We start from the raw sequence: 25005 nt of genomic DNA on the forward strand, positions 1-25005 counted from the left end.
ATATTCGACTTACTTTATTATTTTCCCAAATTGTGATAATTCTGGCAGCTTTTAATCAAGCGCTGAAATAATTAGCGACTTCCAAATCAAAAAATATCCCAAAACTTACCAAAAATCCTCTCTATTTCTTCTCTCTCTGTGTTCTCTGCGTCTCTGTGGTTCGTAATTTATTTCTTGAAAATCCCTAAAACGATCGCATGTAGCGTTGGTGGGGTGATCGCAATTATAAAGCGATCGTAGTTGGGTTAAGGAAGGAAACCGAACATTTCCAGTGATTTTTGGCGTTAACTCAAGCGTATTGATTTATAATTCCAAAGCCGCAATTAGACAAAAATTTACCTGATTAATCGCCTCAGAGGAAAGAGAACCCAGCTTTCTGAGAATCATAGATTTATTTAATGTAAAAATTGACTCACAGCGAACTACAGACTCAACTCTAATACCTGCACTGGCAATTTCATCGCCCGTTATTAAGTATTGCGTCCCAGTTAAAGGGCGATTAGTGTTGGAAGTACAAGGCACAACCATCAAATCATCAAGAATTTGATTCAATTGATTTGCCGAAATTACAACAGCAGGGCGAACTTTAAACTGTGCCAATCCGGTTGAAGGCATGGGGACTCGACACAATACCACATCAGTGCGCTGTAAGTTCATCAGCAAATACTTCGTCGTAAATATCATTTTCAGGGCTTAGCCAATCCTGATAAGCCTGAGATTCAGCAGTAGGATTAACAGATTTTTCGCCATTCTTGAAAGAAAGAGCTAAATCTAGCAGTGCTGATAACTGCTCATCATTTAGTTGTTCAATCAGACTTAGAAGTTCTTGACGAATATTCATGGAATTTTCGATCGCTAACTATATTCAATGTATCCCCTAAAGCGATCGCCTGTAGCGTTGGTGGTGCGTAAGCGTAGCCTGTTGTAGACATTGCTATTATAAAGCGATCGCAGTCGTAGGATGTTTTAGCACAAAAGTGTAACGCACCTTTGATACTCGTGAATGAACCTCAAAGCTTCGTGAATGAACCTCAAAGCTTCGTCGATGAACCTCAAAGCTTCGGCGATGAACCTCAGAGCTTCGACGATGAACCTCAAAGCTTCGTGAATGAACCTCAAAGCTTCGTCGATGAACCTCAAAGCTTCGTGAATGAACCTCAAAGCTTTGTCGATGAACCTCAAAGCTTCGTCGATGAACCTCAAAGCTTCGTGAATGAGTTTTTGAACTCTGTTAACGAGTCTTTTATACTCGTTAATCAGTAAATGTTATTGCGAGGTTAGCGATGTCTACGACTGGCTACGCCTACGCACCCTGCTAATTTAAACATTACAGCCGTTTTTACGCAGATGAACACACTGATCCAGTCTCTAACGCTTAGTTGCGATACACTGTTACGGTAAATATCACTACAGAGTTGGTGAGGTTTGCAGGTGACAAACGAAGAACTGTTGCAAATTATAGAAAAAGCTGCGAAGAAAAAGACAACGAAGCTAAACCTCAATAACAATCAACTCAGCAGCCTGCCGCCAGAAATAAGCCAACTCTCCAAATTGACAAGGTTATCCCTCAATAACAATCAACTCAGCAGCCTGCCGCCAGAAATCAGTCAACTCTCCAACTTGACAATCCTAAACCTCGGTAACAATCAACTCAGCAGTCTGCTGCCAGAAATCAGCCAACTCTCCAACTTGACTTGGCTATCCCTCTCTGACAATCAACTCAGCAGTCTGCTGCCAGAAATCAGCCAACTCTCCAACTTGAGATGGCTAAACCTCTCTGACAATCAACTCAGCACTCTGCCGCCAGAAATCAGCCAACTTTCCAACTTGACAACGCTAAATCTTGCTAGCAATCAATTCAGCAGCCTGCCGCCAGAAATCAGCCAACTCTCCAACTTGACAACGCTAAATCTTGCTAGCAATCAGCTCAGCAGCCTGCCGCCAGAAATCAGCCAACTCTCCAACTTGACAGGGCTATCCTTCTCTTACAATCAACTCAGTAGTCTGCCGCTAGAAATCAGCCAACTCTCCAACTTGAAATGGCTAGACCTCTCTTACAATCCACAATTAAGCTCACCGCCACCTGAAATTGTTGAGCAGGGAACGCAGGCAATTTTGACCTATCTTCGAGCCAGGTTAGAGGGTAGCCAACGCCAGTAGGTTTCTAATGTAAGAGAATCTACCCAGATTCAGGGAATTTGAAACCCGCGTAGTGCGCTCAGAAGCAAAGAAAAATCTGAGCGGAGGAAACCTCTACTCAGACTTCAGTGTTTTATATCGTATAACCGCGAATTCTACTCGCTAGGCTTACGTAGCAATCTGTGTCACTGACACCTTAACTGGCACTTTTTTACTAAAAGACAAACCGTTTTCAGTTTTATCAATGAAAATCGTGTCTCCAGAGATAAAAGTATTTTCCAGTAACTTGGTAGCGAGGGGGTTTTCTACTTCTCGCTGAATCGCTCGTTTGAGTGGACGAGCGCCGTAAACTGGGTCATAGCCTGATTCAACCAGATAATCACAAGCTGATGAAGATATCTCAAAGAAGATTTTTTGATCGCGGAGGAGATTTTCTACTCGCTTGAGTTGAATACGGATGATCTGCCGCATTTCGGTGCGATTTAGGGTATGGAAAAGTATGATATCATCGACGCGGTTGAGAAATTCCGGGCGGAAATGCGATCGCAAGGCTTCCATTACCCTCACCCGCATGGTTTCATACTTGGAATCATCACCAGATATATCCAAAATATGTTCGCTACCAATGTTACTGGTCATGACAATAACGCTGTTGCGAAAATCTACCGTTCTTCCTTGAGAATCAGTAATCCTCCCATCATCTAATACCTGCAATAAAATATTAAACACATCGGGGTGCGCCTTTTCGACTTCATCCAACAGCACCACTGAGTAGGGACGACGGCGAATTGCTTCGGAAAGTTGACCGCCTTCTTCGTAGCCGATGTATCCTGGAGGCGCTCCCACCAGCCGAGAAACTGAGTGTTTTTCCATATACTCGGACATATCCAAGCGCACCAATGCATCATCAGAATCAAAGAGAAACTGAGCTAAAGCACGGGCGAGTTCGGTTTTACCGACACCTGTGGGACCCATGAACAAGAATGAACCAATGGGACGAGAGGGATCTTTCATTCCCGCACGGGCGCGCCGAATTGCCGCTGCTACTGCTTCTACAGCTTCTTCTTGCCCAATGACTCGTTGATGCAAATGACTTTCTAGTTGCAGCAATTTTTGTCGTTCCGATTCCAACAGGCGATTGACGGGAATTCCTGTCCACTTGGCGACGATTTCGGCAATGTCGGCTTCGGTGACTTGTTCTCGTAGTAAGGTGGAACCTTGGTTTTGAATTTCTAAAAGTTCTGTTTCTTTCGATTCGCGATCGCGTTGGACTCCTTCCAATTTGCCGTACTTCAGTTGGGCAGCTTTATTCAGGTCATAAGCACGTTCCGCCTGTTCAATTTGCACTCGCAGCGCATCTTCTTCTTTCTTTAAAGCGCTAATAGCTTCCAATAGCTGCTTTTCACCTTGCCATTGGTCGTTAAATATGTGCTGTTTTTCCGTCAAGGTGGCGATTTCTTGCTCAATTCGCTGCAAACGTTCTTTGGTTTGGGGAGTACCCTTTTCTTCGCCAGCTAATGATAGCTTTTCCATTTCTAACTGCATGAGGCGGCGATCGATGGTTTCTAATTCCGCTGGTTTGGAGGTAATCTCCATTTTCAACTGGGCGGCTGCTTCATCTACCAAATCAATCGCTTTATCTGGTAAAAAGCGATCGCTAATATAACGCGCTGACAAAGTTGCTGCTGCTACTAAAGCCGAATCAGAAATTTTGACGTTGTGATGGACTTCATAGCGTTCTTTCAACCCCCGGAGAATGGAAATAGTATTTTCCACACTGGGCTGATCGACAAATACTTGCTGAAAGCGGCGTTCTAAGGCAGCATCTTTCTCGATGTGTTTGCGGAATTCATCTAAAGTTGTGGCGCCAATGCAACGCAATTCTCCCCGCGCCAGCATTGGTTTGAGCAAATTTCCGGCATCCATCGCCCCTTGTTGATTGGAACCAGCACCGACTACGGTATGCAGTTCGTCAATAAAGAGGACGATTTGACCGTTAGATTCCATCACTTCTTTGAGAACTGCTTTCAGGCGTTCTTCAAATTCACCCCGTAATTTTGCCCCAGCAATCAAACTGCCCATATCTAAGGAGATGAGTTGGCGATTTTTCAGCGATTCGGGAACATCACCATTTACCATCCGTTGTGCCAAAGCTTCGGCAATCGCCGTTTTACCTACCCCAGGTTCGCCAATTAATACCGGATTATTTTTGCTGCGGCGCGACAATACCTGAATCACCCGACGAATTTCGTCATCCCGCCCAATTACCGGGTCGAGTTTTCCAGATTTTGCCTGTTCTGTCAAATCCCTGCCAAATTTTTGTAAAGCTTCATACCGGGATTCGGGGGTTTGATCTGTCACCTTTTGGCTACCGCGAACAGTTTTGACCGCAGCTTCTAGCTTGGCTGGATCTGCACTAAAGCCTTTGAGTATCTTTCGTCCAATGCGATCGTCCTCAGCAAAAGCCAGCAGCATGTGTTCTACAGAAATGTAGGAATCTTTCATCCTGACTCTAATTTCCTCGGCTTGGTCTAGCAAAACATCTAAACTGCGGCCAAGATAAAGCTGATCGCTTTTACCAACTTTCGGCTGACGTTGGGTAAAAGCTTCTAGTTGCTGCTGCAAGCGGATTGGATCGACCTCAGATCGAGCCAGGATACGGATTGCTAGACTAGTGGGTTCTTCTAACAGGGCAATAATTAAATGTTCAACATCTAATTGCTGTTGTTGATAAGCACGAACTATATCCTGAGATTTGACAATCGCTTCCCAGGCTTTATCTGTAAATTTATTGGGATCTGTAGGTTGCATCTTTAAAATTTTCGATTTCGGATTTTTATTTTAGGGCTTGGGGCATGGGGCAAAAAAGTGCTGAGTGCTGTTAGCGGTAGCGGGGCGTTTAGCCTGTGCTGAGTTAGGAGTTAAGAGTTAGGAGTTTTGTTTATCTCCTTGTCCCCTTGTCCCCTTGTCTCCCCTTGCCCCTCTGCCTCTCCACCCCCAGTTCCTAATCTCCAATTATCCAAACATTAACGGTATATATCCGTGTATATCTCCGGTGACAATTTGGGATTGGTAATTGGTGATAGTTTAATCTATTACCTATTTCCTAATTTAAAACGAAAATACTGTTATGAGCGTAGTTTCCTAGATGGTGCTATTGGAGCGATTTCTTGGACGGGCTATGGCTACGCTCTTGAGTTTGCTCATCAACGATAGTAGTGGGCTAATAACTACGTGGGCGTCTAAATAATCGTTGACGGTTGACGGTTATCAGTCAACCGTCATCAGGTCAATGTACTAGTTTTATGTGTAACAGCTTACTAACAAATGCTTGCTTTGAGAATTACTGACTCACAAGTTGCTCTTGTGATTCCTGTTTGGCTGCTGACCCCTGAGTTCCCAATTGAATCAGTTCAATTTTATACCCGTTTGGATCTTCCACAAAAGCGATAACTGTTGAACCATGATTCATCGGTCCTGGTTCTCGCACGATTTTAGCGCCCTGATTCCGGATTTGTTCACAGGTGGCGTAAATATCATCAACACCTAAGGCAATGTGACCGTAAGCATTACCCAATTCGTACTTTTCTACTCCCCAGTTGTAGGTTAGTTCTATGACTGTGTTATTGCTTTCGTCGCCATAGCCCACAAAAGCTAGAGTAAATTTTCCACCTGGATAATCTTTTTGGCGTAATAATTTCATTCCCAGGACTTCACAGTAGAACTTCAAGGACTCTTCCAGGTTACCAACCCGCAGCATTGTGTGCAGTAATCGCATATTTACCTTTGCTTGCTTACTTACATAATTTTTATATTTTATATCTCTCTGATGAGCAATTTCTATATAAACTACGTTGAAATCTGCTGGGAATTGCTCAATTTCTGGTAATTTTATTCAGTGGTAATTTATTTGTGAATGACTCGCTCTAATTTAATAAAAATGCGACTCTATCTTCTACAAATTATTTAAGCAATTTCCCAGTTTACTATTTGAATTAGTAGACTAACCACCGCCAGAAGCAGAAAACTACCAATTTGAATCAATTGAAGTTAAAGAAACAGTATTCCGAATTGATGGAGTATTTCTACCTCCTCCTAATGCTGACAAGACTTACACAAAAACTTTCTGAAACTTTTGTTTCTTCGTGTCTTAGTACTAGTATCATTTAACTCCTTTGCATATAAGTAAATCTAGCATACGAAGGTTCTAGAATTCGATCAATTCTCCTGTCAGTTGACTCCAAGTCTGGAAATCTTCTTTAATGTCAGCGGAGAAAGTCTCTTAACCGCCTATGCTAGCGATTGGGTTAGGCCACTGGACTACATGCGTAACACACTTGAACAAAGGATAAAGTACAGATGAGTAAATTTCTAGATACTGCCATTGAGGCGATCGCATCTCGGGAAATTCTGGATTCACGCGGTAGACCGACAATTGAAGCCGAAGTGCATTTAGCTAATGGTGTTGTTGGACTGGCACAGGTTCCCAGTGGTGCTTCTACTGGCACTTTTGAGGCACACGAACTGCGTGATGGCGATAAAAGCCGTTATGGGGGCAAAGGAGTCCTCAAGGCAGTGCAGAACGTCAGAGAAGCACTTGCGCCTCAATTATTAGGCTTGGATGCCCTCAACCAAGAACTATTAGACCGCACAATGATTGCGATCGATGGTTCTGCGAACAAATCCAATTTGGGTGCTAATGCAATTTTGGCGGTTTCCCTAGCAGCAGCTAAAGCTGGTGCCGAATCTCTGGAAATTCCCCTGTATCGCTATTTGGGCAGTCCACTAGCGAATTTGTTACCAGTACCTTTGATGAATGTGATCAATGGTGGCGCACACGCATCAAACAACGTGGACTTTCAGGAATTTATGATTGTCCCAATTGGGGCGAGTTCCTTCCGGGAAGCATTACGCTGGGGTGCAGAGGTATTTGCTACTCTTAGTCAGGTATTAGATGAGAAGGGTTTGCTGACTGGTGTAGGAGATGAAGGCGGCTTTGCCCCTAACTTAGAGTCCAATCAGGTAGCTTTGGAATTACTGGTTGCTGCTATTAAAAAAGCTGGTTATAAGCCAGGGGAACAAGTAGCTTTAGCCTTGGATGTAGCCGCTAGTGAGTTTTACAAGAATGGACAGTATGTCTACGATGGTAAACCTCATGCCCCTGCGGAGTTTATTGATTATTTAGGACAACTAGTCGATCAATATCCGATTGTCTCAATTGAAGATGGCTTGCACGAGGAAGATTGGCAAAGTTGGCAATTACTCACGCAGAAATTAGGTTCACGCGTACAATTGGTCGGAGATGACTTGTTTGTCACCAATGCTACTCGCTTGGAAAGAGGCATTCAAGAAAAAGCTGGTAATGCCATTTTGATTAAACTCAATCAAATTGGTTCCCTTACCGAAACCTTAGAAACAATTGAGTTGGCAAATCGTAACGGTTTCCGTTCAGTAATTAGCCATCGTTCCGGTGAAACTGAAGACACAACGATCGCCGATTTAGCCGTAGCAACCCGTGCCGGTCAAATTAAAACAGGTTCCCTCTGTCGCAGCGAACGGGTAGCAAAATACAATCGCTTGCTGCGAATTGAAGATGAACTAGGCGATCGCGCCGTGTATGCTGGTGTTGTAGGTTTGGGACCGAAGTAGGGAGACAAGGGAGAGGGGGGAGACAAGGGAGTAAAGATAGCTACCTTGTCTACCTTGTCCCCCTTGTCCCCCTTGTCCCCCTCATGCCCCTCATCTAGGGATAAAACCCCAATTTCGGCAACCCCAAAGTTTCATCCCAACCCATCATCAGATTTAAACACTGAATCGCTTGACCCGCCTTTCCTTTAATCAGGTTGTCAATTGCTGACATCACAATCACGCGACCTGTGCGCGGGTCAACTTCTAAACCGATGTAACAAAGATTGCTGCCATTAGCCCATTTTGTTTGAGGGTAAATACCGCTACCGCAGACTTTTATCCAAGGAGAATTGCGGTAGAAGGCAGAGAAAATTGTAATTAAGTCATCTCGCACCAGACCAGGATCGCGCATTGTGGCGTATACGGTTGCCAAAATACCGCGTACCATTGGGATGAAGTGTGGTGTAAATTGAATTGTCAATTCGTGACCAGCTAAGTCACTGCAAATTTGCTCAATTTCTGGGGTATCACGATGACGGCCAACGTTGTAAGCTGCTATGGAGTTGTCTGCCTCAGTGAATAATGAGTTAGTTTTGGCTGGCTGTCCGTTGTCGGATGTGCCAGACTTGGCATCAATAATCGCTGTTTCTGGCACGATTAAGCCTTGCTTTAACAGTGGCGAAAGTGCAAGGAGACTCGCAGTCGGATAGCAACCAGGACAGCCAATGAGTTGAGCTTCACTAATGCGATCGCGATAAAGTTCTGGTAATCCATAAATCGCGGTGGCAGCAGTAGAGCGATCGCTTCTCTCTATGCCATACCAATTTGTATAAGTTGTCAAGTTACTGAACCGATAGTCTGCACTCAAATCTAGTATTTTACATCCTTTTTCCAACAGTGTGGGTGCAATTTGGCAAGCCAGACCATTTGATAAAGACAGGAAAACTACTTCACAGCGGCGAGCAATTATTTCTGGTTCTACCGCCTCTATGGGCAGGTTAGCTGCATGAGCCAAGTGCGGATAAAGATCCCCCAAGGATTTCCCAATACTATTGTCACCACCTAAATAAACCAGTTCGACTTCTGGATGATCCATCAGTAACCGTACTAACTGTACTCCGCCATAGCCCGACGCGCCAACAATCCCAACGGGTACGCGTCTAAATTTGCCCATGATCTGAAATCCTTATCCCATGAATGGTTAATTCGTTCTCAGCTATCAACAATATCAGCGACAGACCCACAGCATACAAACCCCCCGAACCCCCAGAGCTGTTTCCGAGAGATGAGGGAGGAAAGCAACGATTATTCTCTCTCATCCCCCTCATCCTTTACTTTCGCTGCACTTTATCCCCAATTTTCGGGGCAAAAATTTTTGTTATGTTATCAAATCATTGCTAGTCTACTTCTCTGCCTTATAAAGGAGCTACAATCTAAAAGAAGAAATTGTTAAAAAAATTTACGTTGGTAGCTGGAAATCTTTCTGTGTCACAGACTAATACTACCCAAGCTTTTAAATTTGATTCGATTGATGCCGCCTTAGCAGACCTAAAAGCTGGTCGCGTAATTGTAGTTGTAGATGATGAAAATAGAGAAAATGAAGGCGATTTGATTTGCGCTGCTCAATTTGCCACACCTGACATGATTAATTTCATGGCAGTGGAAGCTAGAGGGCTGATTTGTTTGGCAATGACAGGCGATCGCTTAGACGAACTAGACTTACCTTTGATGGTAAGCAATATTACGGATACTAATCAAACTGCCTTCACCGTTAGTATCGATGCTGGACCAGATTTGGGAGTAACTACAGGCATCTCAGCCGAAGACCGCGCCCGTACTATCCAGGTTACTCTCAATCCAGCGACAAAACCTACTGATTTACGTCGTCCTGGACATATTTTTCCCATTCGGGCTAAGGCTGGAGGTGTACTCAAACGCGCAGGACATACAGAAGCGGCTGTGGACTTAGCTCGATTAGCAGGACTATATCCAGCTGGGGTAATTTGTGAAATTCAAAACTCCGATGGTTCAATGGCACGGTTGCAGCAGTTGATTGAATATGCCAAGCGTCACAATTTAAAAATTATTAGTATTGCGGATTTAATTAGTTATCGCCTCAAGCACGATCGCCTAGTGTATCGTGAGGTTATTACTAAGCTGCCTAGCCAATTCGGTCAGTTTGAAATTTACGCCTATCGCCACACTTTGGACAACACAGAACATGTTGCAATTGTCAAGGGCGATCCAGCTACCTTCAAAGATGAGCCTGTAATGGTGCGGATGCACTCAGAATGTTTAACTGGTGACGCTTTGGGTTCTTTGCGTTGCGACTGTCGGATGCAGCTACAAGCCGCACTAAAAATGATTGAAAGTGCCGGCCAAGGTGTAGTTGTATACCTGCGCCAAGAAGGGCGAGGAATCGGCTTGATTAACAAGCTAAAAGCCTACTCGTTGCAAGATATGGGACTGGATACAGTCGAGGCTAATGAGCGTTTGGGATTTCCCGCGGATTTACGAGACTACGGGATGGGAGCGCAAATGCTGATGGACTTGGGTATAAAAAAGATTCGTCTAATTACCAATAACCCCCGCAAAATTGCTGGAGTCAAGGGTTATGGTTTGGAAGTAGTCGATCGCGTGCCATTATTAATTGAGGCTAATGACTACAACTCTTATTACCTGGCCACAAAGGCAAAAAAGCTGGGTCACATGCTGTTGCAGACTTATCTGGTAACAGTAGCAATTCACTGGCAAGATGACCCGGAAGCAGTGACAGAACGTTATGAACGCCTAGAGAAACTGCGGCATTTGGCCAGAACGAATGATTTATTATTGCAGGAAGAAGCGCGTCCGTTAGCGATCGCTTTATTTGACGAACCATCTCTAACAGTACACTTAGGTTTCGATCAGGCAAAAGTTGCTAGCTGTGATTGGTATCGCCAAAGCGGTCATCCTTACATACAAGCAATCTTCCAAATTCTGGACGATCTGGCAACTTTACCATACGTCAAGAACCTAGAATTTCTGATTTCTTCTGGTTGCGATCCTTTAACTAATTTACAAGTTCAACTAGATCGCCAGATATTCGTAGATGGTACACTGCCTTCATCAATTAGCGATCGCTTGGAAACTCAACAAATTTATAGCTTTAGCAAATAGAGACAAACTATGTCCTAATTTCGCAGCATTTATCTAAAGTGACAGCTAGGTGTTTATTTATATCTGCCTAGGGTATGGCTATGATTTCTATGAGTCTAAGGACTATTACAGCAGGTTTCTTTTGCATGAAGTACAAAGCTACGGATTTGAAGGCAAGAGGTAAAAACTGTTTACATCTGATTTGAAGTCCTGCATTTTGCACCTCATTTACTTGCAAACTGCTCTATGGATCATGGTAATGTAATAAATTAAAGTAATTACTACTGACACTCCATAGTTAAGCGTTAGCGACGTAGGAGCGTCTGACTCGCTAACGCCTTTAGTATTGTCACCTTTAACAAGGCTGTGAGCATCTCTGAATTTTAAGAGAGACCCCGCCACAAAACTTGCTCCTTGTTAGTCGCTGTGAAACTTAAACCTCAGAATTAGTTTAAAAAGGTGGTAACTCTTTAAGAATTGTAAAGCGAATATGATTTATCGCTAAATCACCAAGGGGGATATCTTCTTTAGTTAACCGCGAACCTTGACTAGTCAAACTTTCAAAAGTGATACCTTTGCCAATTTCAATGTGATACCAGCATAAGCCCATAAAAAAGCGCGTTGGATAAGGTCCACCCTCACCGACATCATCCGGATTTGATTCCATTGGTAACCAACCAAAATTCGGTACGTAGAACTCCAGCCAAACATGATTAAAGTCCGGTTCTAGTGGCACTCCTTGTAAGTCACTATGGGGAGGGCATTTATATCTACCAACGGTACGGCAGGGGATGCCATTTAAACGACAGAGGGCAAGTAAGACACCGACATATTCCCCACAGGAACCAACGCCCCGTTCTAAAACTATATCTGGCGTATCAATGTATGGTTTAATACCATACGATAATTCGTCGTAAACATAATTACGAATGCTATACATTTTCCGCAGCACATTGGTTTCAGAACCAATTGCTTCTCTGGCGGCACGGCGAACAATGGTAGTATCCATTGCTAAGTCGTCGTCGTCCACTAAGTAACGGGTTTGTAATTCGGAGGACAGTTCAGGTACATCTTCCACATCTCTGGGTGTGATGCGATACTTAATACCTCGAACTTCCAAAAGTGCTTTCCAGCCAAATATATGCCGTTCGCCTGGGGTAAGAGAATCAAATTTAAAGACTGCGACACGTTGTCCCTCTATGACTTCTTCGGTAAACGGTATACCAATAGGTTCAACGTGTTTCACCTTTTGACGCTCAGTTTCCGATGGTAGGGCGATGCGCCATTCTACCTCAGGTAAATAAACTTCCTCTAAGGGAGCAATTTCCTCAGCATAAGACATTTCAATCAGATAGCCATTAGAGAGGGCATAGCGCTTATCTGGCTCGTAATGATAATACAGGGGATGAATAAAAGTGCGATCGCGGAACGTTAACTCATGACTTGGATCGGCATTGGGGTTGTCCCGGATATAAGCCTCTTCTGAGGCGTAAGCGACATAAATACTTTCTTTGCCTGTTTCGCCATTTTTATGTATGGCGATCCCTGTGGGACATTCAAAGGGTGTCAGGACACTAAATTGCAGTTCTCCGGTTGCTCGATCCATCGCGTAAACTGATTGTTCAGTGCGATCGCAAATCCACAGCATTTCTTGATTAACTGTCAAATTTTCCACCCCAACTCCAGGGGCATAAAATCTGGTAATCTCTTTTCGCGTTTCCTGGTCAAAAACCAGAATGTAGCCTAGCCTTTGGCAGCTGATATAAACTGTTGTTTCCCAAACAGCAACGCCATCGGCAGGATAAGGCAATGTCACAAAATGTTCTAATCCCAAAGTATTCAGATTAGACAAATAAACACTGCGATCGCGGCTCACCCATAGGGTATTTTCCCACACCGCCAAACCAGTAACATCTAAAAATTCTTTAACTTGATGGGGATTGAGAATTTTACTGTTGTCAGAGATGGGATCGATCTCCAGTAGATGCCCTTTAATACTGTCAATGGCAATTAGTCTATCTTTAATAAAAGTAATGCCAGACAACGTAGCAGCAGTCAGCGGTCGAATTGTTTTTTGCCCAAACATCTGGCTAACGGTCAAAGTGGGGAGTGCAAAACTCATAAAATCTTGTGGGAAGTGTAAAAACCCCTCACCTTTAGGTAGGAGAGGAAAAATGATTCAAACGGTTTTAACCGTAGTCAGGCCAATTGCTTGGTGGGAAAAATCTAGAGTGGATACTAATTGATTATCGGTACAATGTGTTCCGAAGAACTCTTTCGTGAGAGATAATACTAAGTCATAAGAGGAAGAATTTACAAATGTTAAGAATAACATTTACACTCATACACCTATAGAATCGCCTTAATGTAACTTTAGAAGATGCAATTCCAGCCATCACTAAATTATGATCGAATTTTGTAACCATTTGCTGTGACCTACACGATGTCTGCTAATTCTCTGCCTGAAGGTGCCGCCGTTTGGCATAGTTTAGAAGTTGATAAAGCGCTAGACCTGCTTGATAGTAATGCAGACAGTGGCTTAACACCCCAAGAAATTGAACAGAGATTGCAAAAATACGGCCCCAATGAATTAGAAGAAACTGCTGGCCGTAGTCCTTGGGAAATTCTGCTAGAGCAGTTCACCAACATTATGTTGTTGATGCTGATTGGTGTAGCCCTGATTTCTGGATTTATAGACCTCTGGAGTTGGCGAACGGGCAACTTAAAGCCTGGTGAAGTGCCATTCAAAGATACCATTGCCATCCTAGCAATTGTCATCCTCAATGGCATACTCGGCTATGTCCAAGAAAGTCGTGCCGAAAAAGCCCTGGCAGCCCTGAAAAAACTCACCTCTCCCTTGGTGCGAGTCATCCGCGAGGCTAGATTGGTAGAGATAGCAGCCAAGGAATTAGTCCCAGGAGATGTGATGCTATTGGAAGCTGGGATGCAGATAGCCGCAGATGGACGGTTGATCGAACAGTCGAATTTACAAATACGAGAGTCGGCGCTGACCGGTGAAGCCCAATCTGTCAATAAACATGCAACACTAAAATTGCCGGAAGAAACAGATTTAGGCGATCGCATCAATTTGGTATTCCAAGGAACTGAAGTCGTTCAAGGACGAGGCAAGGTTCTGGTAACCAACACCGGCATGACTACAGAACTAGGCAAAATTGCTGCCATGTTGCAGTCGGTAGAAAGCGAACCGACGCCTTTACAACAGCGGATGACTCAACTGGGTAATGTCCTGGTTACGGGTTCTTTGATTTTGGTGGCGTTCGTCGTCGTTGGCGGTGTGATCAAGGATGGAGGTTTTAAAAACATCCAAGAACTCTTGGAAGTTTCCTTAAGTATGGCGGTTGCTGTGGTGCCAGAAGGTCTACCAGCTGTCATCACCGTCACCTTGGCACTGGGAACTCAGCGAATGGTGCGCCAGAATGCCTTAATCCGCAAACTGCCAGCAGTGGAAACATTGGGTTCTGTAACTACCATCTGCTCTGATAAAACTGGCACCCTGACTCAAAATAAAATGGTGGTGCAATCGGTTTATACAAATGACAAAAATTTTCGCGTCACTGGAGAAGGTTATGCTCCCACAGGAGATTTTTTCTTAGATAGTGAAAAAGTTTTCCTAGAGGACTCCCCAGAAATCTCAGCTCTATCAGTTGCTTGTACTGTTTGTAATGATTCGGTATTGCAAAAAGAACAAGGGGAATGGGCAATTTTGGGAGATCCCACAGAGGGAGCATTAATCACCTTGGCGGGGAAAGCGGGAATCGAAAAAGACCAGTGGGGTAGTAAGTTACCTCGCGTTGCAGAATTTCCCTTCTCCTCCGAACGCAAGCGGATGAGTGTGATTTCTGAGGTGCAGTCAGTTGCCACAGGTGAAACTTCTCTGAATGCTGTTGACCCGGCGATCGCCGGTTTCTTAGAATCTGAACCTTACTTAATGTTTACCAAAGGTTCGCCAGAGTTAATCTTGGCACGTTGCACTCATGTTTATTTGGGCTATCACTCAAGACCCTTGACTGAAGAGCAACGTCAGAAAATTCTGGCAGAAAATGACAACATGGCCAGTAAAGGTTTGCGGGTGCTAGGTTTTGCCTACAAACCCTTGGTGGAGATTCCAGCAGAAGGTTCAGATGAGACATCCGAGCAGGATTTGGTGTGGCTAGGATTAGTCGGAATGCTCGATGCCCCACGTCCAGAGGTAAGAGCAGCCGTCCAAGAGTGCCGTGATGCCGGGATTCGCCCTGTAATGATTACTGGTGACCACCAGTTAACAGCACGAGCGATCGCCACCGATTTGGGAATTGCCCAAGAAGGCGATCGCCTCCTCACAGGTCAAGAATTGCAGCGGATGAGCGACCAGCAACTAGAGCAAAATGTTGACTTAGTGAGCATCTATGCCAGAGTTTCCCCAGAACACAAACTGCGAATTGTCCAAGCACTACAACGCCGGGGCAGATTTGTGGCTATGACAGGTGATGGCGTCAACGATGCCCCAGCGCTCAAACAAGCTGATATCGGCATTGCAATGGGGATTACTGGCACAGACGTAAGTAAAGAAGCCAGCGACATGGTATTACTTGATGACAACTTCGCCACCATTGTCAGCGCCACTAAAGAAGGTAGAGTTGTTTACACTAATATCCGCCGTTTTATTAAATACATCCTGGGTAGTAACATTGGCGAAGTGATCACAATTGCATCTGCACCCTTAATTGGTTTGGGAGGTGTTCCCCTAACCCCATTGCAAATTCTCTGGATGAACTTGGTAACAGACGGTTTACCAGCCTTGGCCTTAGCTGTGGAACCTCCAGAACCCGATGTGATGCAACGTCCGCCTTTTAGCCCCCGCGAAAGTATTTTTGCCAGGGGATTGGGTTCTTATATGATTCGCATTGGTATAATATTTGCCATTATCACCATTTCCTTGATGTGGTGGGCTTATCAATATACCCATGCAGATGGCTATCAGGGCGATCGCGAGGCTTGGAAAACAATGGTATTTACTACATTGTGTATTGCCCAAATGGGTCACGCGATCGCCATTCGTTCCAACAACCGCCTGACCATCGAAATGAATCCGTTCTCTAATATCTTTGTATTAGCGGCTGTGGTTGTGACCACGATTTTACAGTTGATGCTAGTTTACGTCCCACCTCTGCGAGAGTTCTTTGGCACTCATTACCTCACTTTACAGGAATTGGGAGTTTGTATTGGTTTCAGTGCCTTAATGTTTGTCTGGATTGAATTAGAGAAGATATTCTTACGCGTTATGGGCAAGAAAGCTGTGTAAATTGGGCATTGGGGATTGGGCATGGGGCATTGCTTATTCCTGGATTTCTCGCGAAAAATTGAGGGGTGTGGGGAGTGTGGGGAGTGTGGGGAGGAATTGAGAATGGGCGCTTCATATCGATCGCTTTGTGCAACGCAGCACCCCCACACCTCCCACACCTCCCCATCCTATTAGTGAGAAATTCGGGTTATTCTCGTTGTGTCCCTTGTCCCCTTACCCCCGTCATCCCCCTACTCCCCAATACCCAGTCCCCAATCCCCACTATGTACCTGAAAACTCTAAACCTCCGACAATTTCGTAATTATCAAGACCAAAAGGTTGAGTTTACTGCTGCAAAAACAATTTTGGTCGGTAATAACGCTCAGGGAAAGTCGAATTTATTGGAGGCGGTGGAGTTGCTAGCAACATTGCGATCGCACCGTATGGCACGCGATCGCGATTTAGTTCAAGAAGGAGAAGCCATAGCCCAAATTACTGGGACTCTTGAGCGAGAAACAGGCCTTAGCGACCTGAGCTTAACCTTGCGTCGTAATGGTCACCGTAGCGTTGCTCTTAATGGTGAGTCTCTACGCCGTCAAATGGATTTTCTCGGCGTTCTCAATGCAGTCCAATTTTCGAGCCTGGATTTAGAACTAGTACGCGGCGCTCCCGAAGGCCGTCGCAATTGGTTAGATACACTTTTGATTCAACTCGAACCAGTTTATGCTCACATTTTGCAGCAGTATAACCATGTGTTACGCCAACGCAATGCCTTTTTAAAAAAAACTCAAGACTCAGCATTGGGTACAGATAACTCAGAACTAGCGATATGGGATGCACAGTTAGCTACCGCAGGAACACGGGTAATTAGACGCCGCGATCGCGCTATCCAAAGACTAACTCCTATCGCTACCGCTTGGCACGCCAGCATCAGCGGTAGTACTGAAATACTGCAAATCAATTATCTGCCGAATATTCCTTTAGAAGATAACCATCCAGAAGAAGTCCAACAAGCTTTTTTAGCAAAAATTCAGCAGCGAGCCGTTGCCGAACTCTACCGAGGTACTACCCTTATTGGTCCTCATCGAGATGAATTAGAATTAACCATTAACCAGACACCCGCTCGTCAATACGGTTCTCAAGGTCAACAACGAACGCTGGTTCTAGCTTTAAAATTAGCAGAATTACAATTAATTGAAGAAGTAGTCAAAGAGCCACCTTTGCTTTTGCTTGATGATGTGCTAGCTGAACTCGATCTCTCCCGCCAAAATCAACTGCTTGATGCTATTCAAGACCGCTTTCAAACCCTAATTACTACTACTCATTTGGGTTCTTTCGATTCCCAATGGTTAAAATCGTCACAAATTCTTTTTGTGAAAGCAGGAGAATTAATCCGATATTGATAATAACCCAAGTTGCTAGTTACTCTTAGAGGATGTCTGAAAAGTAAAAAAGCCCACGTAACGGTATCCTGTCAGTAGAAAAAATACTGACATCCTCTTATAAGCAACAAAATTAATCTCTGTACCTCTGCATGAAATTAACTTTACTTACCAATATCTTCATTCCAAAGTTCAGGATTAGTTTCAATAAACTCACTCATTATTTTTTGACATTCCTCAAGATTGAGATCGATTACTTCTACACCGTGAGATACCATAAAGTCTTTAGCACCAGGAAAAGTTCTGGATTCTCCAGCAATAACTTTTTTAATGCCAAATTGTACCACTGCCCCAGCGCATAAATAACACGGCATTAAGGTTGAATATAGTGTTGTACCTCTATAGCTGCCAACTCTGCCAGCATTGCGAAGACAATCGATTTCAGCATGGGTGACAGGATCGGCATCTTGTACGCGTTTATTGTGTCCTCTGCCGAGAATTTTGCCATCCTTGACGAGAACCGAACCAATGGGAATTCCACCTTCTTGTCTGCCTTGTTTTGCTTCTTGAATTGCAGCCTGTATAAATTCATCCATTTTTTATTCTCCTTAATATGTCAAAACAACTTGTATTAATGGATCATGATGGTGGTGTAGATGATTATTTAGCAACTATGCTGCTGTTGACAATGGATCGTATCGAACTTCTCAGTGTTATTGTCACACCAGCCGATTGTTATATCCAACCAGCGGTTAGCGCCACACGTAAAATTCTCGATTTGATGGGATTTTCTCATATTCCTGTTGCAGAAAGTACTGTGCGTGGTGTTAACCCATTTCCTAGTCTCTATCGCCGCGATTCATTTATTGTTGACCATCTTCCCATTCTTAACCAAAGCGAAAGCATTGCTACGCCTTTAGTTGGCAAAACAGGTGAAGATTTTATGATTCAGGTTTTACGTGAAGCATCAGACCCCGTGACTTTGATGGTAACTGGGCCGTTGACGACGGTTGCAGTAGCTTTAGAGAAAGCACCGGATATTGAAGCAAAAATTCAGAAGATTGTTTGGATGGGGGGTGCTTTGAATGTCCCCGGAAATGTGGAAAAAAGTTTGGAACCAGGACAAGATGGTTCTGCTGAATGGAATGTTTATTGGGACCCAATTTCAGCAGCGCGAGTCTGGGAAACCCAAATTGAAATTATAATGTGTCCTTTAGATTTGACTAACAATGTCCCAGTCACATCAGAATTAGTGCAAAAAATGGGGCGACAACGCCATTACCCTGCCTCGGATTTAGCAGGACAATGTTATGCACTAGTTATCCCCCAAGATTATTATTTTTGGGATGTCTTGGCAACTGCTTATTTGGGACATCCAGAATTTTATCAATTGCGAGAATGGGAAACAGAAATTATTACTACTGGTGTCAGTCAGGGACGCACTAAAATTGTGTCTGGTGGTCGGAAAATTTCGGCGATGGATAAGGTAGATAAAGATGCTTTTTATAATTATATATTGCAGCAATGGGCGAGGTAAAAAATTAAAAAATTGGGTGGCGTGGATACTCAAACTTGTGCCTGTACAAGTTGTGTAATTTCTCCGCTATGGCTAAAGTGCAGATTTGAGCAAAGCGATCGCTCGAACCCACAGCATAATGCTCACAGGCGCCCCAATTAAAATACCAGCGATCGCCCAGCCTCTTTGATGTGCCTTAAATTGCTCAATACTGCGCCACCGTCTACTTTTCCAAGCCCATTCATTGCCTTTAGCACCAAGAGCGATCGCCATTAAACCCCCAACATGGGGTACAAAACAGAATATCCCATAGGAGACTTGATTCGGCCACATCCACAACCAAGGCATCAAAAATGCGCCCCAATTCCAACCGAGAATTTCCTCAGGGACTGTTTCATTTTGATTATTGATCCCGCATCCAGAATTGTTGATTATTTCTTTTAGCGGTAAAAGCTGATTCTTGTTTGCAGATTTGACAGTCAGCCCCGATTTGAGAGCCTTCAGCGCTTCATGGGAATTAGTAAATCGGTTTTCTGGTGCAGGTTCTATTAATTTTTCTAGCCAACTGATAAAACTGGGACTGAGGTTAACTCGATCTGTAAATTGCAGTCGCAAATCTTGCTGGGGTAAATCAGATGGGGAAGTTCCAGTTAACAAATGAATTAAAGTCGCCCCCAATGCATAAAGATCCGATGCAGCTACCGCACGCCCACCAAATTGCTCCATTGGGGCATAACCATAAGTACCGACAACAGTAAATGTAACGCCTTCTTTTGCCGCTTTATCTTGAACTGCACCAAAATCAACTAAATAAATCTGATTATCTTCACCCCAGATTAAATTACTCGGTTTAATATCTCTATGCAATACGCCTGGATTCAATTCATGTAAATACGTAAGAATATTTAATACTTGAACGGCGATTTTTTTAGTTCGTTTTTCACTAAACCTTTTGCCATTAGCCAGTTTTTCCTTCAGTGACTCGCCAGGGATATATTCTTGTATTAAGCCAAACCAAAGTGTGCGATCGTCAATACAAAAATAATCAATATACTTGGGAATTCGGGGATGATTTAGCTGTTTGAGAATTTGTGCTTCCCTCTCAAAAAGTTTCAGATCATCCCACTGCACAGTACCACCAAAGGCCAAAAGTTTGACCACAACGGTCGAATTTTCGCCATCAGAGGCTTGTAAATCCTTTGCGAGCCAAGTTTGGCGAATTCCATTATTGCCGAGTTGGCGTTGAATTTGATAACGGTCTTGTAATATTTGTTCTGCTTGCAGCATCTGACACCTGCTGGCACTTTACGCTGATCTGATTCCCTTATTATTCAAGGATAGTCCCGATCTAGAAAAACTGTCAGAGCCGGATAATTTAATCAAAGCATCCGGGAAGTGCTGCGACGCTCTCATGAGTGTGGATGGTAACTGTGGTACTTGTTGCCAATATCCCTGCCTAATTTATCAAAATCCTATCTGGCTAGCTTTTTGCCTTTTTACAACCATCGAACTCACGTCATTTTACAGAATAATTTTTGCGATAGTAAGCTTGATATTCCTCTGATAACAAAGGTTCCCACCAATCACGATGATTGAGATACCATTCAACAGTTAAACGTAAACCCTCAGTAATTGTGACTGAAGGCATCCAACCAAGCTCAGTTTTAATCTTATTTGCATTAATTGCATATCTTTGATCGTGTCCTTGTCTATCCTTGACAAAAGTAATCAACTGCTTGGTTGGACGCACTGGTAAATTAGTTGCTAATTCATCCATCATTTGACATAAAAGTTCTACAAGATGAATATTTTTTACCTCGTTATTCCCACCAATATTGTATGTTTCCCCTGGCTTTCCATAATTAATGACTACATCTAAAGCACGGCAATGATCTCCCACATAAAGCCAATCTCGGACATTTTGACCATCACCATAAACAGGTAATGACTGACCTATTAAAGTATTAATACACATTAGAGGAATTAGCTTTTCGGGAAACTGATAAGAACCGTAATTATTAGAGCAATTTGTGATGATGGTTGGAAGTTTATAAGTATGGTAATAAGCACGGACTAAATGATCGCTACCAGCTTTTGAGGCTGAATAGGGACTATTGGGAGCATAGGGTGTAGTTTCAGAAAAAGCTGGGTCATCTGGGCTAAGACTACCGTAAACTTCATCAGTAGAAACATGTAAAAAACGATAATTAGATGATTTTGCTTTTGTCTCCCAATGTTGCCGAAAAGCTTCTAGTAGGGTGAAAGTTCCTACCACATTAGTTTGCACAAAAGCGGCTGGCCCAAGAATAGAGCGATCGACATGAGATTCAGCAGCAAAATGGGCGATGGTATCAATATTTTCCGTTGATAATAACTCATCGATGATGGGGCGATCGCAAATATCCCCATGCACAAAGCGAAAATTTGCTCTTCCCTCAACCAGCGCCAAATTCAGACGATTCCCCGCATAAGTAAGAGCGTCCAACACTACCACTCGGTCATCTGGATAAACTTGACACCAATGATGCACAAAATTTGTCCCAATAAACCCCGCACCCCCTGTCACCAACAATCGCCGACTCATCTAATTTCCTCTCTCTGCGGTTTGTTGATTCTAAACATCTTCCACCATTTTTCTAGAATGGGCACCAATACTTGTCGGTTAAGGGGAAAAGGGGAAAGAAAAAACCTTTAACCTTTACCCTTTAACCTTTTCCCCAAACCCAATTCCGAGTTAAAAATGCTTTACCCGAGCAGTATTGGAATGGGCACTATTAACCTCTAGCGAAAACCCCGATTTTGACCTTTGTCACAGTGCCTACCTACAGTTATTAAAATGTATGCAAGAAGTTAGTGAAATCACCCCAGAACATATTTTTTTCTCAGCTTAGTATATATCCTCTGAACGAGTAATTTACCCATACGTAATTTTGTCAAACTCTTAATATTAGATGGTTGCTGAATCTTGTGGTCAAAGAACTCATTTAATTCATCTAAAATAACTTGCAAACGCTCAATAATATTTTCGGTTCGATACTCAGCTAAAAGCTCTTTAGATAAACTAAATACTACTGAAGAATCAAGCACTCTCAAAATACGTTGCACATCATATTCCTGTGAATATCCAGCAATTTTATAGGAATTAAATCCCGGATCTAAATAATCCGATAGTCCACCATTGACACTAGAAAATACTTGACATCCACAAGCAAGGGCTTCCATTGGTTGTAAGCCAAATCCTTCACTAACACGCTCTTGTGCCCAGTATTCCGCAGAATCATATAGATAAACCTTAGCCCGGTTAAATAGTCCAGGTAAATCTTCTATATATGAATCAACAACGAATACCTTACAACGTTTTTGCAGGGCTGGAATCAATTCTTTAATTAAATACTCAGAAGATTTTCGAGCCTGTACTAAAACATCAATATCTCGTTCCAAACCTAAATTTTGGAACTCATCAGAAATTTGATTGGGCAAATAATAAATGAGAGAATTGGGTGATTTTTCTCCCCAATATCCCATTGTATAGCGGCTAACAGTAATAATCGGAATACTTGCAGGCAACTTAAATTGATAACCTGCACTATGTGCATGGTAAATCACATTGTATTGCTTAAGTTTAGGAACAAGTTGAGCTACATCAAATCCCCAATTAATGACAAAAATAACATCATTTAGATTTTTTTCTTGGAGCAAATCATCAATAAAAAGCTTACCTTTTTCTCGTTGACGGTAAGTTACAACATCAGCACTACAAATCTGCTGAACCAGACTAACTGTTTTTAACTCTGCCCAAAGACCGCCACAAGCAAATTTCCCATCTGTACCGGGAAGTAAGAAGTAAAGTTTTCTCATAATTTTTTTAGAATTGGGCATTAGGAGTGCTGAGTTCTGATGCTGTACATGGATAGCGGGACGTTTAGCCCGTGCTGAGTTAGGAGTTAGGAGTTATTATCTCCTCCGCCCCTCCGCCCCTCTGCTCCTCTGCACCTCTACCCCTCCGCCCCTCCACTCCCTCATACCTACTCTTGCCAGCCCACTTTAACAAAATGTGCCTCACGCCCCCAAAGGTCACGTGTACGAATAATGTTTTCAATTGCTAGGTTAAAAGGAATGGCAGTTGTTAAGTAACGCTGAGCCATAGAACCTAAATCAGGTGCAAGTTCAGCGGCTGTGGTCGCAGCTAACCCCAAACCTATCAGTTGCTCAATTGGTCGGAATGGTAACAATAAATGCACACCAACAGCTAGTCCAGCGGTTAAAAGCATGGCTACTGATAAATTTGTGCCACAACGAGGATGTACAGCCAAATCCCATTCTCCAGTGGTAAGGCGATGTCGGGCAAGTGTGACTGCACGCCGCAAATCACTGATGTTGACTTCACCATAGAGGTAGAAGCCTTGCTCTGTAGACAAACCGCCTAATAGTTCGTTATCTACTTGAACCTCACTAGGTTCTCTTGTGTTCGTATAAGCTCTGTTTGATTCGCTCAGAACCCAAACAGTCGCATGTTCTAGGGCATGAACCTGGCGCACCATTAAAATTTCTTTTAACCCAGGAATAAATGATAGCTGTCTAAGTAAGTCAGCATCTTGGGTGGATTGCGGAAAGTCTAAGGGGTGGGATTCTGAAGTTGCAGCTTCTCCCGATAAAGGTATTGTCCAATCAAAGTTAAACAATTCAAAGGGAAACGAGCTACCTTGAAAAGAAGCAGAAGTATTCATTGGAACACTGCTCCCCAAGCATATGGAGCAAGATACATTTCTTTCAAATGTAACGCTTACACCGCTGAATTGTTGCTAATTTTTGTTGATGATTGTTGAATTTGGGAATTGGATATGAAGTCAACAGGTTTGTAAATGTCAAACCTTATCCAATTACTGGGTTTAAGTGTGTGGGGCTATGAAGGTCTAGGTTAAAAACGAGAGAACTGTGTTGCCACACTTCCCTATTTTCCATTAAGTCAGAATTTTGATCGGCTCATTTATAATCAGATATGCACAATGGTAAACACAGATGATTAATCTGTGTTTTTCCAAAGTTGCCATTGAAGCAAGCCAGAAACTCCTGACTTCTGTTTGTGTCGATCTATGGTTTGATTTTCTCTATCAGTGCATTTCGTCGTATTCTGGGGCTTCGACTCGTCTTGTTTCCATACGGGAAGCAGGGAGAAACTCAGCCCGACGTACCGGAACCAAAGGCGGTGTAGATCCTTGGTAAGGGTGAATCACTTGTACAGTACGGCTTGGTCGTTGCCGTGGTGAGAACAAAGCCAATACTCCAGCGACGACAACACCACCGCCGATTGTGAGAGTTGCGCCTCCCACTGCCCAGAGCATGGGTGAAGACCACCAAGGATTTTGGGGTTGCAATGCTGCGACTTTTTGTTGGTTATTCTGGGCTAATAGCAGCTGTTGTTGAGCGTTAAAATTTTGGACTTGACCCTGGAGTTGTTGGTTTTGCGCCTTCAGCTGTTCATTGTCGTTTTTTAAACGTTCAAGCTGCATTTGTGTATTCAATTTCTCCATCTCTAGCCGTTGGTCAGAATTAGGAGCGGCTGGTTGGGGATTGGGATATACTGGTTGCCCATAATACCCAGGGGGATATTGCATTGGTTGCTGCATTCCTGGTGCTACTACAGTACTTGGGATTTGGGGGGCAACAGCAAAGTTAGCTGGTAGCGGGGTATTTGTCCCTTTGAGTAATACGAGAGCCGCCAGCCCAGCAACAGCGACTCCGCCGATAAATGCCATACTCTCACTCATCGCCTTTGCCTCTCAACTCTGACGTGACTATAACCATTTGTGACCGACTCACTCTCACACTCATAATTTTTACCCACTTCACATAATACTCAGACTATAAGGTACTCTATCAGCTAGTTTTTTTACATCCTGATATCTGATGTTAATATTCAA

General features: G+C 43.4%; 20 protein-coding genes and 1 pseudogene. 8 read left to right on the forward strand and 13 right to left on the reverse strand.

The genetic code is table 11. The features are described 5' to 3' along the window. Nucleotides 1-303 precede the first annotated feature (303 nt). The 3 genes from ACFG4S_RS25695 to ACFG4S_RS25705 are packed head-to-tail and all read right to left on the reverse strand — an operon-like array spanning nucleotide 304 to nucleotide 932. Complete coding sequence (locus ACFG4S_RS25695) at nucleotides 304-657, reverse strand: type II toxin-antitoxin system PemK/MazF family toxin (RefSeq protein ID WP_392531764.1); 354 nt, start codon at nucleotides 655-657, stop codon at nucleotides 304-306. Continuing rightward, complete coding sequence (locus ACFG4S_RS25700; protein WP_392531765.1) at nucleotides 638-841, reverse strand: hypothetical protein; 204 nt, start codon at nucleotides 839-841, stop codon at nucleotides 638-640. Before ACFG4S_RS25700 ends, ACFG4S_RS25695 begins: the two co-directional genes overlap by 20 nt. Beyond that, nucleotides 807-932, reverse strand: a complete 126-nt coding sequence (locus tag ACFG4S_RS25705; protein WP_392531766.1) for a hypothetical protein — start codon at nucleotides 930-932, stop codon at nucleotides 807-809. Before ACFG4S_RS25705 ends, ACFG4S_RS25700 begins: the two co-directional genes overlap by 35 nt. Before the next feature lie 58 nt (nucleotides 933-990). Between ACFG4S_RS25705 and ACFG4S_RS25710 the strand changes: the two genes are divergently transcribed. Then, complete coding sequence (locus tag ACFG4S_RS25710) at nucleotides 991-1263, forward strand: hypothetical protein (RefSeq protein ID WP_392531767.1); 273 nt, start codon at nucleotides 991-993, stop codon at nucleotides 1261-1263. Between the two features lie 168 nt (nucleotides 1264-1431). Beyond that, nucleotides 1432-2160, forward strand: a complete 729-nt coding sequence (locus ACFG4S_RS25715; protein WP_392531768.1) for a leucine-rich repeat domain-containing protein — start codon at nucleotides 1432-1434, stop codon at nucleotides 2158-2160. A 147-nt stretch (nucleotides 2161-2307) separates the two neighbouring features. Here the strand turns inward: ACFG4S_RS25715 and clpB are convergent, their stop codons facing one another. Then, complete coding sequence (clpB, locus tag ACFG4S_RS25720) at nucleotides 2308-4950, reverse strand: ATP-dependent chaperone ClpB (RefSeq protein WP_392531769.1); 2643 nt, start codon at nucleotides 4948-4950, stop codon at nucleotides 2308-2310. A 532-nt stretch (nucleotides 4951-5482) separates the two neighbouring features. Continuing rightward, nucleotides 5483-5917 carry a lactoylglutathione lyase gene (gloA, locus tag ACFG4S_RS25725; RefSeq protein ID WP_392531770.1) on the reverse strand — a complete coding sequence of 145 codons (435 nt, stop codon included), beginning with the start codon at nucleotides 5915-5917 and terminating at the stop codon, nucleotides 5483-5485. Nucleotides 5918-6089: 172 nt separating this feature from the next. Here gloA and ACFG4S_RS25730 point away from each other — a divergent pair. Together ACFG4S_RS25730 and eno are read left to right on the forward strand one after the other, a co-directional pair. Next, nucleotides 6090-6242, forward strand: a pseudogene (locus tag ACFG4S_RS25730) (DUF2887 domain-containing protein); the annotation flags it as partial. 256 nt (nucleotides 6243-6498) lie between these two features. Beyond that, a complete protein-coding gene (gene eno, locus ACFG4S_RS25735; RefSeq protein ID WP_392531771.1) occupies nucleotides 6499-7788 on the forward strand; it encodes a phosphopyruvate hydratase in 1290 nt (429 codons plus the stop codon). A 94-nt stretch (nucleotides 7789-7882) separates the two neighbouring features. Here eno and argC read toward each other — a convergent pair whose 3' ends face one another. Continuing rightward, complete coding sequence (argC, locus tag ACFG4S_RS25740) at nucleotides 7883-8941, reverse strand: N-acetyl-gamma-glutamyl-phosphate reductase (protein ID WP_392531772.1); 1059 nt, start codon at nucleotides 8939-8941, stop codon at nucleotides 7883-7885. A 311-nt stretch (nucleotides 8942-9252) separates the two neighbouring features. On the opposite strand from argC, the gene ribBA reads away from it, so the two are divergent. Beyond that, nucleotides 9253-10926 (forward strand): bifunctional 3,4-dihydroxy-2-butanone-4-phosphate synthase/GTP cyclohydrolase II, encoded by a 1674-nt coding sequence (gene ribBA / locus ACFG4S_RS25745; RefSeq protein WP_392531773.1) that lies wholly within the window; start codon nucleotides 9253-9255, stop codon nucleotides 10924-10926. Between the two features lie 430 nt (nucleotides 10927-11356). Here ribBA and ACFG4S_RS25750 read toward each other — a convergent pair whose 3' ends face one another. Continuing rightward, nucleotides 11357-13027 carry a transglutaminase domain-containing protein gene (locus ACFG4S_RS25750; RefSeq protein WP_392531774.1) on the reverse strand — a complete coding sequence of 557 codons (1671 nt, stop codon included), beginning with the start codon at nucleotides 13025-13027 and terminating at the stop codon, nucleotides 11357-11359. Between the two features lie 321 nt (nucleotides 13028-13348). On the opposite strand from ACFG4S_RS25750, the gene ACFG4S_RS25755 reads away from it, so the two are divergent. Then, nucleotides 13349-16207, forward strand: a complete 2859-nt coding sequence (locus tag ACFG4S_RS25755) for a cation-translocating P-type ATPase (RefSeq protein WP_392531775.1) — start codon at nucleotides 13349-13351, stop codon at nucleotides 16205-16207. Between the two features lie 263 nt (nucleotides 16208-16470). Further along, entirely contained in the window at nucleotides 16471-17589 is a 1119-nt protein-coding gene (gene recF / locus ACFG4S_RS25760) for a DNA replication/repair protein RecF (protein WP_392531776.1), read from the forward strand. A gap of 143 nt (nucleotides 17590-17732) precedes the next feature. On the opposite strand, the gene ACFG4S_RS25765 is transcribed toward recF, so the two are convergent. Continuing rightward, nucleotides 17733-18164: a nucleoside deaminase gene (locus ACFG4S_RS25765; RefSeq protein ID WP_392531777.1), complete on the reverse strand. Its 432-nt coding sequence runs from the start codon at nucleotides 18162-18164 to the stop codon at nucleotides 17733-17735. Between the two features lie 17 nt (nucleotides 18165-18181). Here ACFG4S_RS25765 and ACFG4S_RS25770 point away from each other — a divergent pair, with 17 nt between their 5' ends. After that, nucleotides 18182-19105 carry a nucleoside hydrolase gene (locus tag ACFG4S_RS25770; RefSeq protein WP_392531778.1) on the forward strand — a complete coding sequence of 308 codons (924 nt, stop codon included), beginning with the start codon at nucleotides 18182-18184 and terminating at the stop codon, nucleotides 19103-19105. A gap of 72 nt (nucleotides 19106-19177) precedes the next feature. On the opposite strand, the gene ACFG4S_RS25775 is transcribed toward ACFG4S_RS25770, so the two are convergent. The 5 genes from ACFG4S_RS25775 to ACFG4S_RS25795 all read right to left on the reverse strand — a co-directional run bounded on the left by ACFG4S_RS25775 (nucleotide 19178) and on the right by ACFG4S_RS25795 (nucleotide 24852). Then, nucleotides 19178-20371 carry a serine/threonine protein kinase gene (locus ACFG4S_RS25775; RefSeq protein ID WP_392531779.1) on the reverse strand — a complete coding sequence of 398 codons (1194 nt, stop codon included), beginning with the start codon at nucleotides 20369-20371 and terminating at the stop codon, nucleotides 19178-19180. Nucleotides 20372-20600: 229 nt separating this feature from the next. Continuing rightward, nucleotides 20601-21668 (reverse strand): dTDP-glucose 4,6-dehydratase, encoded by a 1068-nt coding sequence (rfbB, locus tag ACFG4S_RS25780; protein ID WP_392531780.1) that lies wholly within the window; start codon nucleotides 21666-21668, stop codon nucleotides 20601-20603. Between the two features lie 275 nt (nucleotides 21669-21943). Continuing rightward, nucleotides 21944-22942 (reverse strand): glycosyltransferase, encoded by a 999-nt coding sequence (locus ACFG4S_RS25785; RefSeq protein ID WP_392536081.1) that lies wholly within the window; start codon nucleotides 22940-22942, stop codon nucleotides 21944-21946. A gap of 167 nt (nucleotides 22943-23109) precedes the next feature. Then, complete coding sequence (locus ACFG4S_RS25790) at nucleotides 23110-23811, reverse strand: DUF6391 domain-containing protein (protein ID WP_392531781.1); 702 nt, start codon at nucleotides 23809-23811, stop codon at nucleotides 23110-23112. 384 nt (nucleotides 23812-24195) lie between these two features. Continuing rightward, entirely contained in the window at nucleotides 24196-24852 is a 657-nt protein-coding gene (locus ACFG4S_RS25795; protein ID WP_392531782.1) for a heterocyst differentiation related protein, read from the reverse strand. Between the last annotated feature and the right edge of the window lie 153 nt (nucleotides 24853-25005).

Origin of the sequence: Nostoc sp. C117, from assembly GCF_043099735.1 — a bacterium.
GTDB lineage: Bacteria > Cyanobacteriota > Cyanobacteriia > Cyanobacteriales > Nostocaceae > Nostoc.

Coding starts and splice junctions, on each gene's coding strand:
- ACFG4S_RS25765 (WP_392531777.1), bottom strand. CDS start 18,164: ATGGATGAATTTATACAGGCTGCAATTCAAGAAGCAAAACAAGGCAGA.
- clpB (WP_392531769.1), bottom strand. CDS start 4,950: ATGCAACCTACAGATCCCAATAAATTTACAGATAAAGCCTGGGAAGCG.
- ACFG4S_RS25775 (WP_392531779.1), bottom strand. CDS start 20,371: ATGCTGCAAGCAGAACAAATATTACAAGACCGTTATCAAATTCAACGC.
- recF (WP_392531776.1), top strand. CDS start 16,471: ATGTACCTGAAAACTCTAAACCTCCGACAATTTCGTAATTATCAAGAC.
- ACFG4S_RS25700 (WP_392531765.1), bottom strand. CDS start 841: ATGAATATTCGTCAAGAACTTCTAAGTCTGATTGAACAACTAAATGAT.
- eno (WP_392531771.1), top strand. CDS start 6,499: ATGAGTAAATTTCTAGATACTGCCATTGAGGCGATCGCATCTCGGGAA.
- ACFG4S_RS25750 (WP_392531774.1), bottom strand. CDS start 13,027: ATGAGTTTTGCACTCCCCACTTTGACCGTTAGCCAGATGTTTGGGCAA.
- ACFG4S_RS25770 (WP_392531778.1), top strand. CDS start 18,182: ATGTCAAAACAACTTGTATTAATGGATCATGATGGTGGTGTAGATGAT.
- rfbB (WP_392531780.1), bottom strand. CDS start 21,668: ATGAGTCGGCGATTGTTGGTGACAGGGGGTGCGGGGTTTATTGGGACA.
- ACFG4S_RS25695 (WP_392531764.1), bottom strand. CDS start 657: ATGAACTTACAGCGCACTGATGTGGTATTGTGTCGAGTCCCCATGCCT.
- ACFG4S_RS25795 (WP_392531782.1), bottom strand. CDS start 24,852: ATGAGTGAGAGTATGGCATTTATCGGCGGAGTCGCTGTTGCTGGGCTG.
- gloA (WP_392531770.1), bottom strand. CDS start 5,917: ATGCGATTACTGCACACAATGCTGCGGGTTGGTAACCTGGAAGAGTCC.
- ACFG4S_RS25785 (WP_392536081.1), bottom strand. CDS start 22,942: ATGAGAAAACTTTACTTCTTACTTCCCGGTACAGATGGGAAATTTGCT.
- ACFG4S_RS25755 (WP_392531775.1), top strand. CDS start 13,349: ATGTCTGCTAATTCTCTGCCTGAAGGTGCCGCCGTTTGGCATAGTTTA.
- ACFG4S_RS25705 (WP_392531766.1), bottom strand. CDS start 932: ATGTCTACAACAGGCTACGCTTACGCACCACCAACGCTACAGGCGATC.
- argC (WP_392531772.1), bottom strand. CDS start 8,941: ATGGGCAAATTTAGACGCGTACCCGTTGGGATTGTTGGCGCGTCGGGC.
- ACFG4S_RS25790 (WP_392531781.1), bottom strand. CDS start 23,811: ATGAATACTTCTGCTTCTTTTCAAGGTAGCTCGTTTCCCTTTGAATTG.